Annotated in this window: 10 protein-coding genes; all 10 read right to left on the minus strand. The window is 38.9% G+C overall.

Translation table 11 applies throughout. From position 1 onward, the window contains the following. Window positions 1–54: 54 nt before the first annotated feature. The 10 genes from BV60_RS0112075 to BV60_RS0112120 all read right to left on the minus strand — a co-directional run bounded on the left by BV60_RS0112075 (window position 55) and on the right by BV60_RS0112120 (window position 14,629). The gene (locus BV60_RS0112075; RefSeq protein WP_197029556.1) at window positions 55–2,478 is read right to left on the minus strand and encodes a hypothetical protein; all 2,424 of its coding nucleotides are present in this window, start codon (window positions 2,476–2,478) and stop codon (window positions 55–57) included. 29 nt (window positions 2,479–2,507) lie between these two features. After that, window positions 2,508–3,353, minus strand: coding sequence for a hypothetical protein (locus tag BV60_RS0112080; protein ID WP_029322109.1), 846 nt, complete (start codon window positions 3,351–3,353; stop codon window positions 2,508–2,510). Between the two features lie 11 nt (window positions 3,354–3,364). After that, complete coding sequence (locus tag BV60_RS0112085; RefSeq protein WP_029322111.1) at window positions 3,365–5,221, minus strand: hypothetical protein; 1,857 nt, start codon at window positions 5,219–5,221, stop codon at window positions 3,365–3,367. A gap of 96 nt (window positions 5,222–5,317) precedes the next feature. After that, window positions 5,318–5,854, minus strand: coding sequence for a hypothetical protein (locus BV60_RS0112090; RefSeq protein ID WP_029322113.1), 537 nt, complete (start codon window positions 5,852–5,854; stop codon window positions 5,318–5,320). 40 nt (window positions 5,855–5,894) lie between these two features. Next, window positions 5,895–8,987, minus strand: a complete 3,093-nt coding sequence (locus BV60_RS0112095) for a hypothetical protein (protein ID WP_029322114.1) — start codon at window positions 8,985–8,987, stop codon at window positions 5,895–5,897. 30 nt (window positions 8,988–9,017) lie between these two features. Continuing rightward, a complete protein-coding gene (locus BV60_RS0112100) occupies window positions 9,018–9,878 on the minus strand; it encodes a GNAT family N-acetyltransferase (RefSeq protein ID WP_029322116.1) in 861 nt (286 codons plus the stop codon). Beyond that, the gene (locus tag BV60_RS0112105; RefSeq protein WP_029322118.1) at window positions 9,823–10,917 is read right to left on the minus strand and encodes a hypothetical protein; all 1,095 of its coding nucleotides are present in this window, start codon (window positions 10,915–10,917) and stop codon (window positions 9,823–9,825) included. Before BV60_RS0112105 ends, BV60_RS0112100 begins: the two co-directional genes overlap by 56 nt. A 5-nt stretch (window positions 10,918–10,922) precedes the next feature. Further along, the gene (locus BV60_RS0112110) at window positions 10,923–11,777 is read right to left on the minus strand and encodes a hypothetical protein (RefSeq protein WP_029322120.1); all 855 of its coding nucleotides are present in this window, start codon (window positions 11,775–11,777) and stop codon (window positions 10,923–10,925) included. Between the two features lie 46 nt (window positions 11,778–11,823). Continuing rightward, complete coding sequence (locus tag BV60_RS23830; RefSeq protein ID WP_029322122.1) at window positions 11,824–14,019, minus strand: ATP-binding protein; 2,196 nt, start codon at window positions 14,017–14,019, stop codon at window positions 11,824–11,826. Between the two features lie 49 nt (window positions 14,020–14,068). Further along, window positions 14,069–14,629, minus strand: coding sequence for a GNAT family N-acetyltransferase (locus tag BV60_RS0112120; protein ID WP_197029557.1), 561 nt, complete (start codon window positions 14,627–14,629; stop codon window positions 14,069–14,071). Window positions 14,630–14,652 lie beyond the last annotated feature (23 nt).

The raw sequence follows: 14,652 nt of genomic DNA on the forward strand, positions 1-14,652 counted from the left end.
CCTCCTTAGTTCTTCTATAATAAAACCTGACCGTACTTTACCTTAAGTCGGATTTTATAAATGTAAAAACTTATACTTATCTCCTTCTGCAACCTCATTCAGATATTTTTCACTCTCGAATACGTACCATCTTGCAAGATTATCATCCGGTGTTTCCTTTAAAATATCCGAAAACTTTGTTCTTGCTATATAGAAATCTTTATCCATGTAGCACTTTAGAGCATCGTCAAATCTCTCAAGTGTACTAAGTCTTTTAGCTCTTAAATTTGCAGGATATGCATCCAGAACTTCATACAGCTCCATGGGTGATCCGTCCTGTTCATATTTTGAATAACCCATAAATCTGATCGGACTCTCTACATTTTCCCTATCTCTGACTTTTTCGGTTATTACAAGTCCGATTTTTAAATTACGTACAAATTCCACAATCCGTTTCTCAACCTGCTGATTTTCTGAATGAAGGTAAATAGTTGCTTCCTCTGAACCTCCCATTACACAGAAATTACAGTCGTCATAACAAAGAACTGTACTAAGAACAGCCAAATCACGGTTTTTCATATTCTGTATGTAGAGATCGATCATGAACTTTACTATGCTACTGTCAGTCTCCATAAAGAACATCTCTATAAGCGAGAGGTCCGGAGATTTTCCTACTATCATACAGTCATTTTCTTTTTGATATTCACCTATACTTTCCAGAACAGAATCAAGCTTGCCCGGAGCATAGCCTCCTATATCGATTCCTATAACAGCAACTGTTCCTTTAATTGCAGATGAGCTACCGTTTTGTACCTCTAAAATTGAGTTTTTAAAAAGTGCTCTCTCCACATTTTTAGGTGCAAATCTGTAGTAGGCCTCAAGGATTCTGATTTTTATATACTCGTTTTCTTCAAGCTTTTTGTTTATTTCTGTAACAGAATCCCACATTTCCTTGACATCTATACCAACATTTGCAGGTCTTTCGGGAAATCTCCCACCGCCTGCAGCACTGGAAAGCGCGTACTCAAGTACAGTAATGTCTCTTAAATATAGTCTCCAAACAAATATAACAAGGGCACTTCCCAATGCAAAAATTGTCAAAAACAAAAGGAAAAATCCTTGATTCTTTATGAAAACAGTTTTGTCAAAAGTAGCAACATTTATAATAGCCATCAGTGCATATCTTGGTGTACTGTCACCGCTCTTTATGGCTACGGCTCTGTAATCCTGCCCTTCTACAACAATGTCGGTTTTTGAATAACTTCTGCCTCTGTATATTTCTTCAGAAAGCTCTGAAAGGCCTGAGCCAAATATATCTGTAAAAGCCTGTCTGTTCCTTCCGCTTGAACTTACACAAACCATTCCGTCTGAAAGGTTATATAAAAACACATCGTAAAATACATCAGTGTTTCCGTCTCTTCGTACAAATTCGCAGATATCGTCTTTTATTTCCTGGTATCTTTCGGTAGCGTATATATCTTTATCAGTGTAGTCTTCGTCATTATTAAGTCCTATTTCATCCGCAAGTCCGAAAAGAGAAGTTACCGCAAATCTTGAATGTTCCAATACTCTTGCATCATAAAAGTTACGGACAATTGCCATTGTTCCCACAAGAGTGATACAAAAAAGAACACCTTCCGCTATTAGAAGAAAGTAAAACGTTCTGTTTCTGCTAAACAGCACTTTTATAATAAAAAACAAAAGCACAAACCATATCAGAAGAAACGTCACATATCTGATTATGTAGCCGGAATACAATGTAAATACCTGACCTGCGCTAAGCTTTATATTGCCAACTATTTCCTTTATATAAGAATCTACGCTCAAAACACCTGCAGGCCCATCAGCATCAGTTCTTACATAAAGCTGATTGTCCGTATAAAGTGCATCTGAATAAAATCTGCCTGCTTTGGCATTCTTGGTCCATATAGCTTCAACCACAGTAGGCTTTTCTTCTTTACTAAAATCCTCTCTAAGCTGATCGTTACCTATATGGTATACCCATACCGATTTACCATTAGTGGTTATTGCGGTAATGATCATTCCTGTTTTATCAACGCTTAAATCATTGAATATGACTCCTTCATCAATGGCGAATTTCGAAGTATCGGCTACAACTGAAAAATCTTCATCCATACACAAAATTCTGTAGTATGCTTTTGGCACATATCCATCGGTATTATCGTGGTCAAACTCATTTGAATAATTGGAGAGTACAGCATATAACCTGCCATCATAAGCTGAAACAGCAAGAACTCTTTCTTCTCCGTACAAAAGGCTGCGGAATATCTTCTTTACTTTTCCGCTTGTATCAAGTTTTAGGATAACTCCACCGTTTCTGGTATTTTGTGCATAAAAAATATTGTTATCCAAAGTCGCACAGGAAGCGTACGAAGTGTATTCAAAATTTATCGCTAAGTCATCCATAATAGCGGAAAAGATAAATAATGAAATGGTAAAGCTGAGTATATATAGAATTACGGTAATTCTTATTCTCATACCTGGCTGGTTCATATTAAGCCTCTTTCTTACTGTACCAAACTCTCTGTTCCAATATTCTTAAAGGTATTAAAAAGCAGCCTGAACCAGGAATTCCCGCCAAGGAAAAAGCGTGACAAAATAATGCTTACTGCGATTATTCCAAGTATCAGACTTATCCAGAACAATATGCCGAAAAACGTATCAGCATTTCTTTTAAGCCACAATTTTAAAACAAAAAAGGGCGTAATCTTCTTCTTTGTAACGGCAGCTATTGTCACATCCCTGTATAGATCCGGAAATTTCTGATAGCTTCCGTTTGCAACCTTTTTCTCAAGAAGATAATAGCTTGTAGCCTTCTGACCGGACTTGGGCTCTAAAAGTTCTAACAGGATTTTTGCACAAAGATTTGTACACTCCTTCTCTGTTATACTCATATCGAGTTTTGACAGATCCATTTCGTACCCCAAAAAGACCGAACCATCACTGGCCAGATTGAGCATATTCCCTGATAAAAGTAAATATAAAATTGGATATGGGAGATCGGACGTGATACATGCAAGGATTGCACTTATACAGATATCCTCACACTGTGAAAGAGTCAGACTCTCCCCCTCATAAAAATCAAATAACGGTCTTTCATTATGAAAAGGAAAAACCATAACATGTTTGTCCCCAGCAGCAAAAGCATCAATGAGGACCTCTTCTCCTTTTCTATTGGAGAATTTAAAAAGCTCCAGGATGTTTCTAACAAGCTCATGGTCGTGCACCACGATTACCGTATACAGAATCCCCCCGGATGAAGCAAGATCCCTGCATATATAGCAGTCATTGACTTGCCCAATGCTCTTAGTCGCAACAGGCAAAAGTCGCATTTTACCGGATTCATAAATCATGCCTGTTCCCCTCAAAGATTAACGTTCGGAAGCTTAACCAAAGGTTCCTTTTCCTTCTCCTCTATAACTCCCGGATCGTCATCCTGTGCAGTTGTTTTTACTATCGCATACGCATAGGTGCATACCATCGGCATATCTGAGCAGTAAATACGAATCTCATATACACCTTCCTTCGCAGGTGCTGTATATACACCGTCTGTAGTGATTTCTCCACTTCCGGATGCTGTCAGTTCATAGGTGATGCTGCAGGCTTCCATATTGTGATACTCTATTCCGAAGTAATAATTTTCTCTGGGCCTCATAACTACAGTAGGTGTCTTGGCAGTGATTGATTTACCGTAATAATCTGCTGCCTTAAGTTCTTCACCTGTAGGGAATTTTATTGCAACCCATCTGTATGTCAGAACAAGGAAATCAACGTCATGTAAAAGTTTTGCCGCAACCACAAAGCTTCCTTTGTCATTCAGAACTCTCACGGCAGTCTCGGCATCTACAAGCTGCTGGTTTTGTCTTGAGAACAGCTCGGGGTTACCGTAAACCGTACTCTTCGCACTTGCGCCTATAGCCTGATCCTGTGACAGATACTCATAGCCGATGGACACATATACATTACCTGCTCCAAGTCCATGAGTTATCTCTCCGGAATATCTGATATCGCCGGTTCTTGCCTCTCTTCCAAGAGGAATTTCAAGAACACCTGTCGCAATATCCTTAAGCCCGGAAGCTGCATAATCCATAACAGGCTGTGTCGGTACAGGCTTTATGTCTGCCTTTGCTAACGCTGAAATTTCCGCATCCTTATGGAAAAATTCCAAAAAATCATTTTTTTGCTTTTCCTGGGAGGGAAGCTCTATATATGGATTCTTTTTTACCTCACGAACCTTATCTATAACGTAAGCACTGTCGTTTCTCAAAAGGTCTATTTCTGCAAGCTTTATGGAGGAAATATGCGATACATTCCTCATCTCCAATGAAAGCTTCCCGTTCTCTCTTCTTATAATAGAAGCAGGCATTTCATCAGACATTCTTACTCTCAATGAGAAACTACCTTCAACCGAAATCGCCTTATCATCTTTAAATGCAGCAGCAGATCCGCTTCGAAGTATGACATTGGCATCTTCACCGGGCTGATCCTGCACCTTCATCCAAAAATCAGCAATATATATTTTTCCCTCCGGAAGTCTGATCTCATCAACTGCAATATCAATCTGCTGTGAACCGTCTGGCGCTGAAAAGTTGGGGATATCAAGGATTCCTCTGTAGGACAACTTTACATCTGCAGATGAAAGCTTGCGGATAACAAGCTGAGCCTTTACATTACGTCCCTTGCTGGCAATAGTGGGCAGCACAATATATCCTTCAAAATCTGACTCCTTAAACAGTTTTTCCTTTTGAAGGAACTCGGACTCCACTTCTTCCGAATCATCATATTCATTTTTGTCGACAAGGAATAATTCATACCCCTCACTTATTCTGTTATATTCATATTCCTGATCGGATTCTTTATGGGATACAGCATATACTGAATGTATATCTTTTTCCTTGAAACGGACGCAAAGACAAGCAGTGTTTGATGTAAGATCATCAAACCCCTCAATCGCAGAAAGCTTCTTTACCAATGTGGAATCGATTATTATTTCCCGTCCGTCGCCGTCAATTGCCACACCACTCTCAACAAGTATCGACAAGTCACTGTCAAGATTGACTACGCCGCACCCGCACACAATACCTGCGCCATATAAGAGGCTGTTCATAAACCGCATCTTGTTAATGTGGTAGCTCTGCTCAGCCTGAAAATCAGCAGTGGTCAGCATCTTCCCCGGATAATAGCGATTACGTTCAAAAGGATACACCTGCTTGCTTGCCATTATGAAAATCCCCCCAAAACTTTTTTCATAAAATTGTTATGTAAAATCTATTTGTTATTGTACCATATATTGTGGTGTATCAAAAGAATTTGTTCATCAAAACGTTTTGTTTAATGACTCTTTTACATAATCTATATCCTTTTCCCCGGAAAGGATTTTTAAAAGAATATCCATATGGGTGTCTACAAGTGCCATTGCGTTTCCGATTACGATATCCATCTCTTCGTAAAGCTCATCCCCCGTCATATTCAGGCTAAGCGGTACTGTCAATCTGAACGTTAAAAACTTTTTATCTGAGTCAATACTGTATGATCCGCATGGAAGCTCCCTGTTAATGTAACTCATAGCCTCAAATAATTCCGGCAGATGGTCAGAAGGTATATCATCAGCAATAGTTATAACTGCTGCAAAATGCTGAATGTCCGCATCTTCGGAAGGGATGTTGTAAAAAAAGAATTCTCCGAAAGCTTCGTCATCATCAAATCCAAGTTCATCGAATAATACGCTCAGTATTGCAGGCATATTTTCCTGCTCCGGCTCCCTTATTTCGGCAGCAATAAACTGACTCTGAAGTTCATCTCTCATTCTCAAAAGAAGTTCATGTCGTTCATTCATTATTTTTTCAATATCCACAATTTCACCTCCAAAATTTGTGTTAATCCCCACTTAGTATTTATCTGCCTGACATTTTCTTTGCCAATGCATCAACGCTTGGAATCTTCTTTTCCTTATTGTAAGGAAGTCCAAAGCTTTTTACCAGCTGTATATAGCCATTTTTCTCATCTTCGGATTCCCATCTCGGAATATCGGCAAAGAGCTTTGAGCAAACCATTTCAGCATACTTTTTAGCTATACTGTTGCAGGCTGTTCCAATGTCTGTAAACCCTGCTGCCGAAGCAATTCTTCCGCGAAGATCTCCTTTAAAATGTTCATCGTCGTAAACCCTTTTTCCTTTTGCAGCAAGCATATTCTTTATACGTGTTGCAAATTCATCCATTCCAAAGAAAAGATCAAACATTTGTGTTCTGAGGCTTGCGAGTTTATTTTTCTCAACTCTACTTGATGCAATTACTGCTGCAATACCAGCAACTGCACAAATAACAGCCCCTATACCCGGAACAAATATGCTGACAAGACCAATTGTAGCGGAGCCGGCAGCCATAAATCCTGCTGTAGCTTTTTTACCCGCTATTCTATGGGAAAGCTTTATCATATTCTGTTCGTATTTTATTTGTTTTTCTCTTTCTTTTTCCTTTTCTTTTTCTTCTGCCTTTTTCTTTTGTTCCTCTTTATCTAACAGCATTACATCCTGATCTTCACTTTCGTCATCTCTGATCAGGGATATTTTCTTTTTCTTTTTCGAAAGATATGATGAAGCTCTAAGTGAATTAATGCCATCAAGTCCTGCAGATGCCATAGTATATGTACCAAGCGCTATACCAACAGAAGCAGTAACTATTCCTGCAGTTTTCAGTGCTTCACTTCCTACAGCCTTTGCTCCTTTTGTAGCTTCTCTGAAAAACTGAAGGTTCTGCGTACCTGTGTCAATAGCTTTTCCTACACTAAGGCCTCCGCTTACTACCGAGTTAATAAGCTTAACAACCTTCTCACCAATATCTCCCGCATGCATATTGGCAGTTCCGCTTGCGAGTGAATACAAAGCAGCAAGACCGCCTAAAAGATTAGAAAAATAGGAAAAAACATTGGCGCCAACATCAGCACCTACGAATTTATCCAGATAAAGCCATTTTTCAGGAATAAACCATTTGAGTGCATAATCACTGTTTTTCGAAACAACTTGCGCTACTTTAAGCCCCAATCCGCCTGATGCATTTGCATCCGCAATTGAATTAAATCCGGTAAGCTGAGGCTTAAAGCCAATCTTTTCTTTGATATTATATTTTTCGCAGGCTTCTCCGACTTCATCATCCGCTTCCGAGAGCTTACGCAACTCTTTTTTTAGATTTTTCATAAGGCTGTCATATTCAGCCTTACGTGCAGCTTTCTGGGTCTTCCCGCTTGCCTCCTTAAATCTCTTGGCAGCATTTTCTGCCTGCTGAACTGCCTGGAAGGTCTTTACTAACTGCTTTTTACGTTTTTCTACATTTTTATTGATGAGTTCCTCAGGTTCCAAATTCTGCTCTTTTCCACCAATAATGCTATCATCCTCTTCCTCCTCAACGGGTCTGTTCAGCTCGAGTAATGTTCTTGGACAATCTTTGACGAAATCTTTATATACTGAATTTACCTGCATAGCCTCACATAATTTATGCATGTAAGTGTAGCCGCCATCTCTGATATGCGTAAGAATCTTTAATTTGGAAGCATACATCTGATCAGTAAACTTTGAAAGCTTTGGAATATACCTACCCGTCTGCGAATTGATCACATCTATAAATCCGGCATTTTTTCTTGCACCTGTCTCTATAAGGTAATAAATAAAAAGTCTCTCTCTCTTTGTTTTAGCAAGAAGTTTGGTAATTATATCGGAATTGTTGTTCTTCCTGGATGACATGGCTTTACCCATAAGTCCGCCATTAAAAGCATTCTTTATGAACCATTTGTCAATTTCTTCTATTCCCTTAAGCTGTTCCGCAGAAAGCCCTTCGTTCACGCCTTCGATTGAGATATTTTTTTCTTCCTTCTTCTCAAGGTTGTCATGTGCGTGCCTTGTTATTTCCTTTGAAACATCATCCTGTTTCAGCTCACTGTTTTTCTTCTCAGCCTTCTCAAATACGCGATTCAGCATTTTATAGTGTTCATACTGTTTTACTACATCGAGCCATTTGTCGCGTCTTACTGTTCTCTTGTACACCTCCAGATCTTTTTCATAGGGAAGGAACAGCAAATATTTTGCCCTTATCTTTTCTCTGTCAGTCAATGTCTCATTATTTGCATAGTTAAGTGCCCACTCTTTATAGTAGTCATTAAGCTCTTCCACAGCATTTTGATGACCTTTTATTTCATCCTTACTCATTGCTGCCACATTTACGTTTGCGAGCTTTTGTCTTTCTTCTTTACGGCCTTCGGAAACATCGATCACGGAGAACAATTGATCCATAGAATTCCTGATATAAACAGAAAGCTCCTTGATCCTGTCACCATACTTTGTACCTCTCCACCCCCTATGAGCGTCTCTGTAAGAATTGGCAGCCTCAGAAAGTCTAAGCATGACCCCCATCATCGTGCTATACGCCGGCATCTGATCTTCGTTAAAGTTTTTAAAAAAAGTTTCCGCCTCGCGAATAGCATCATGGAGCTGTTTGGCTGTAACAGAAGATTTTTCTGTCACAACAAGTCCATTGTTTCTTAAACGGAAAGTTCCGTTATCAACAAAATGATGTCTAATATTTTTAAGCGCATTTTTTACAGCCTCATTAATCAGATTCGCCTGCTCACCTGCAACCAGCTGCGATTGATTAATTGGAGGTTTTTTCGAAAACTTTGATGTATTAACAGGAATCTTGTGGATAGACATACTATCCTCCGAATCGATCTCGATATCTGATTCCGATTCTTCCTTTTTGAGCAATATTATATTATCTTCAAGATTAAACTCAGTCTCTTCTTCCTGCATACTGAGATTTTTCTTAATCTGTGATGCGATTTTTTCATCTGACTTTTCACCTTTTCCACCTGCACCACCCTGCGGAGGAGCGGAAGCTTTACTGAGTCTTGTCAGTAATTCTCCGTTTTCAATATTGCTTTTAAGCTCTTCTTTTTTTTCAATATTTTTATTGATCAATTCATTTTTCGAAATAGTCATATGCTACTCCCATCTATAAACCAAATACACTCAAAGATATCTTACAAGTTCGATTGCATTCCTTTCAGCATCAGGTTCGCCTAAAAGTGAATTAATAATGCTTCTCCTCTTTTCTCCTGTGACCTGTATAACTATGTTTTCCACTCTCACATCCTGTGTCAAAAGGATCAAAACATATTCCAGGAGGGACGTATATATATCATCCGATTCATATCCTGTTTCCAAGTATACATCACCAAGTATCACAGTTTTATCACGCAGCACACCCCTTAAAGCTCCCACTATTTTGTCATCCTTTACATAGAAACCTGAATAACAAGGATCATAATTGCCCTTTTCCAATTTATAAAAAACATCGCTGTTATCTTCATTAAATTTGATAATCCTATTATCCTTCGGATCATCTATTCCGATTATATTATTCAGACTGTCCTTTTTCCCCATCATCTTCATGGCAAATTTCCCGCCAAGAATGGTCTCCATTTTATAGGACAGTATTTTCTCGTTTTCAACAATCGGAATAAAACCGTTATCTGTTGCAAAATTGTAGGATATTATCAGATTTATCGGATTATCCGCTGTTTCTCTGTATAAGACATACTTTGTTCCTGCACTTTTCATACTCTTTAAAGAATAATCCAGAAGCTTTGAACCTACACCTTCGTTTCTGTATGATTCAGCAACATTTATATAGTGAAGCAGAGCTGCTCCCTCTATCTCGTCAGAAACAGAAAACACCCCACCTCCTCGCAGTGCTCTTGTTGCCGTATCAATAGCACCAAAAAAATGTGCATCCTCTTCACCCACAGAATCTATTATTTCCGTCGGAAAAACCTTAACAAGCACCTCCCCGACCGGTGCAATTTTCTTGCATACGACTGATCCTCTCATAAGCCTTCAACCTCTTTTTAAGCCTTTCTGTAATACCACCAACGCTCTCATTTTCTTTTTGTATCAAATATTGTGCATCAATATTTATATCAGGATTCATTCTCACTGCCTCATCCTGAAGTGTTATAATAAAAACCTGTATGGCAGATTTTATTTTTATTTCCGTGTAAACAATAAAGCTGTCATCCTCAGTTCTTACGATAATGCTTTTTTTCGGTGCGCGTCTGATCAATGCTTCCTTAAGAATATCCGTCATATCAGATGTCAGAATAACTACATATCCTCCGCGAATCCCAACTTTCTTCTCATAATCTTCCAGATATCCGACAAAATTCTCATTGTAGAACATCATGTCTTTATCAAGATATCTATATCTTCTTTTTATAAACATATAGGTCAGATAAAGTCCCACTGCCTCGCAGATGGAATCAAGATTACCTACACCGCTTAGAAAACCTATGGTCCAAAGAACAATAAAAATATCAAGTCGTAAGAAAATCGGATTTTTTAATTCCTTAGTGTAACCATGGGCCATAATGTAAGCTTCCCTCATCATGAATATGGCCGTTCCAAGATAAGCAGACAAATATACAAGAGTCCAGAACCCTTTGATAAGCAAACTCTCATCCTTTATGATGAGATGAAAAAAAGCCAGAAGTACAGCCACATAAAGAATCGGCAAAAAAGCAAGTCTGTATCGCTTTTTTAATCTCTTCGGATCGTTATTTACAACTGCGTCAACAAACTTAAGCCAGCAATAACAGTTTATCAGATGGATAGTAGGGGAAAAATCCAAAAACAGCCTGGAAACACCTCTGATTATCGGATGTTCCGAATAATCCAGGCCGCATCTTGTTAATACATCTGTGACTATCATAAGCAAAACGGTAGCACCAAGCATTTTAAAGCGTATGTCATCAAGCCTTTTGCTACGTCTCATATTACCATCAATCACATATATCCATATAAGAATTATAAATGCTATAAAATTAGTGATATATAAAGCACTATTATTGCTGAAATTTAAAGCATTAACCATCTATGTCAGTTGCCTCCCCTTTCACCGGCTATTATTTCATCGCCCTTTTTATCGGGAAACAGATAATCTGTGATTTTCTTTATGTTGTCGCCACGCCTTGTTATCACAATTTTGGTATCCATATCATATTTTTTTATAGCCTCATTAACAGTAAAACGCAGCATTTCAAGCCTCTGCTTATCTGCTTCATCTCCCCCTGCAAACAAGAGCTCCGGCACTAATTCATTATTTCCTGTAAGCCTTACAAGAAAAAGTCCTGCCACGGCATCGTTCTCAAAAATACAGCCGGATAAATCCTCCTCAAACCATTTTTTGGGAAGCATTGCCAGATCTTCTTCAAGTCCGGTCTCACCACAAAATACGCAGTTCGTGATAGCTCTTCTAAACTGCATCATATCTATGTCGCGCAAAGCTATAATATTATATTTTCCCGGTTCTTTTATGAGGGATTTAACCTTGGAAATATCTTCAAGGCTGACTCTTAGCTTTTTTCCCTCTCTCTTTTCGATTTTATATCCCTTGTCTTTAAAAACTTTGGAGAAGGATTTGTCCAGATTATCAAACTCAAAACTCGTTTTTACTACATTATTCTCAGCAGCCTTCTCATCATAATTTGAAAGTAGTTCTTCTACGCAGTCAGCATTATCGGCCTTTAGCAGTTCCAACGATGAAGCCGTATCATCATCATTCTCAAGATTTATGTAGCGCCATACAAGGCCGCCGGCGATACTGTCATCGTCAGGGTTATGGGCGGCAATTGCCCGAAAGTAATCCCGGTCGATATTTTCAGCCATCCAAGGCCCAAGAAACTCCTCATATTCATCATCCGTAACATCCAAAATATCTCTTATCTCAAACATATATCTCCCCTCAGATTATTTTGCAGTTTTTGCAATCAGCTTGAAGTTATAAATACCCCATAAGCATTCCCAGCTCACCGCTGCTCGTAAGTCTTCCCAGTTTTTTAAATTCATATTGCATTGCTCTTGCAATGTGCCTCATTCCAAGCGGTTTGTTCTCGGCACCTGCCATGTAAGCCGCACTGTACAGGATTGCCTTTATATTACTGCCCGATAGTTCAAACTGATTTGCAAGAAATCTGAAATCCGTTCCCTTTTCTATTTCTGCTTCAGCCGGCAGTATCGTCGTCCAGAGAAGATACCTCTGTTCTTCGTCAGGGCTGTCAAGATGAGCCACATATGTAATTCTTCTTATGAAGGCATTATCAAAATTCTGGAAGTAGTTGGTGGCTAGTATAGACATGCCATCATACTCCTCAATTTTCTGCAGAAGGTATGCCGTTTCGGAATTTGAATATTTGTCATTTGAATCCCTGATCTCTGTTCTCTTTGAAAACAGCGCATCAGCCTCGTCAAAAAACAGAATGACATTTGCACCCTTTGCGGCGTTAAATATTTCCGAGAGATTTTTTTCCGTCTCTCCTATATATTTTGAAAAAATCCTTGATATATCGATTCTGTAAAGAGGAAGCGACAGTTCGTTTGCAATTACCTGTGCAGCCATTGTCTTTCCTGTGCCTGGAGGCCCGTACAAAAGAATACTTACACCATTCCCGTAAGCATTTTTCTTTTTAAGCCCGAGGCTCTCCGAAACACGGTTTTTCACCTTATACCTGTTACATGCAACACGAAGTATATCTGCCTGATCATCCGCTATCGTAAGGTCATCCCATGTATAAACTGCCTTTACCCTGCCGGCGAGGGATGAGAAATCTACATTATTTATTTTCATCATGGAATCAAGAAGCAGATCCTTTGTTATGATCCTGCTTCCCAAGAGCTTTGCTGTTTCTTTTGCATGGGCACATATACGTTTAATTTTTCCGTAAGACAGCTCATGGCAATCGGCAAAATCGGGAATACATACATCCTCGGAAATTTGTATTTCCTTATCCTTTTCCACAAAGTAATTCCATATAAGTATTCTCTTATTAGCTGAAGGAAATTCTATATTTATCGCAGGTATAGACATGACGGAAAGCTCGTAGGGTTCTGTCTCTTCTCCATAGAAAAATACCAGGTTCTGTGAAAAAGCATCGGTTATTCTCTTTAGCAGTCTTTCCTTTGCATTTTTTTCCAAAGACTTTTCTTTTTCACTGTCCGGGCCATTCTTTGAGAAACGGCACAAAACTCCAAGAGCTGCCTGTTCTACCTTCATGTATATTTCAAGCGAAGTAAGTATACTGTCCACTTTTTGGGACTCTTCCATTAGTATTTTTTCTAAATTTAAGACAAACAGTCTTTTCCCCGTCTGAAAAGCGCAGTTAAAGAGAATATGCTCTACCGTGTCATGATCATCATTTTCAATATAGAAGTGCCCTTTTTCATAAGACCTGAGAATCCCCTTGATCAAATCACTTTCCTTTTCAAAAAACAGGGGTATATCTGTTTCTTCCTCATATACAAAGGCTTCGGGTGATATTCCGTTTATCTCTTTACCGTCGCCAAGAAGCTGTCCTGCCATTGTTTCATTAAGAATAAAGGGAAAACCTGCCCCCTCTTCTTCAGATGACTTAAAAAATAATCTCAGAAATCTGTCGTTTAAAAGATTATATATATTTTTCGTTTTATCAAAGCCGGTATTTAACCTCTTCACTATTGTAAGAAGAAGTCCGAGTGTAGGCTCTTTTCTAGTGATATCATCCTGTAAAAAGCCCAGTATTCTCTCACTTCTTCTGTCCGTATAGCTATAAAGTGACAGCAAAACCGCAAGTAGTTCCGTCATATTTAACTCAAATTTGATCCTTATGGCAGATATCCTAAGATATGGAAGTAGCCTTCCCGTATTTTCTGTCCTTTTATCAATATAATCAAAAGCTTTTCTGACAGAAACCGAAAGTAGCGGATCGCATTGATCCAATACTCTCAGCGCCGGCGGGAGCCCATAATAAGCTTTAAGCTCCGCTTCGGTTATAACAAGTCCCTTTGAGAAAAGTCTGCTTTCACTTTGTATCCCCCTGTGCTCCAAGAGATTCTCAAGTATCATATCAACGATCTTAAGATAATCCGAAAGCTCCTCTTCCGATGAGTTATAAGGTTTTAGTTTTAAATCTTCATCAAAATACTCATCGTATTCATACATCTAAAACAGTTCCTCCTAGTCCATACAGGTATGCATTCTATTAAACGCTTCAGACTTGCATATCTACCTTATCTCTTATAAACTTCACTTCACAGGATGCACTCCACACATCAAGAGAAAGCCCATCATCAATACTACTTTCTTCCTTCGACTCAATAAGAACAAAATCCGTAAAGTGATTTTTCATAAGATATTCTTCATACGTAAGCTTTTTATCATCAGGAAGTCTGTACAGCGTCTTAAGCAGAATAAGTTCTTCATCGTCGTCATCTTCTTCCCACTTAAACATTCTTCTCGCAATAACAAGTGCCTTATCCAAAAGCATAGAAGCGTATCCCCTGTTCCTTGCAGAGGGTATTGTATAAACGCTTACAATATTAAGGTCTCCCGTTGCTTCAGGCTGAATGACAAGAACAGATGCTGCAGGCAGCTTACCGTTAGCAGAAACCGCATCCTCAAAGCCTTCTTCGCACTCTTCAAGAACAGCAGCAAGTACAATATACTCAATATCCGTCTCATCACCGTTTCCTATGTATTCTTCATAGATATACGGCAGCATCAGATTACTTATTTCACTTGCATTTTCTTTTGAAACATTAACAATTTTCATACTTTTTCCTTCCATTTGGGTCT

It is taken from the genome of Butyrivibrio sp. AE3004 (genome assembly GCF_000703165.1).
Classification (GTDB): Bacteria; Bacillota; Clostridia; order Lachnospirales; family Lachnospiraceae; genus Butyrivibrio.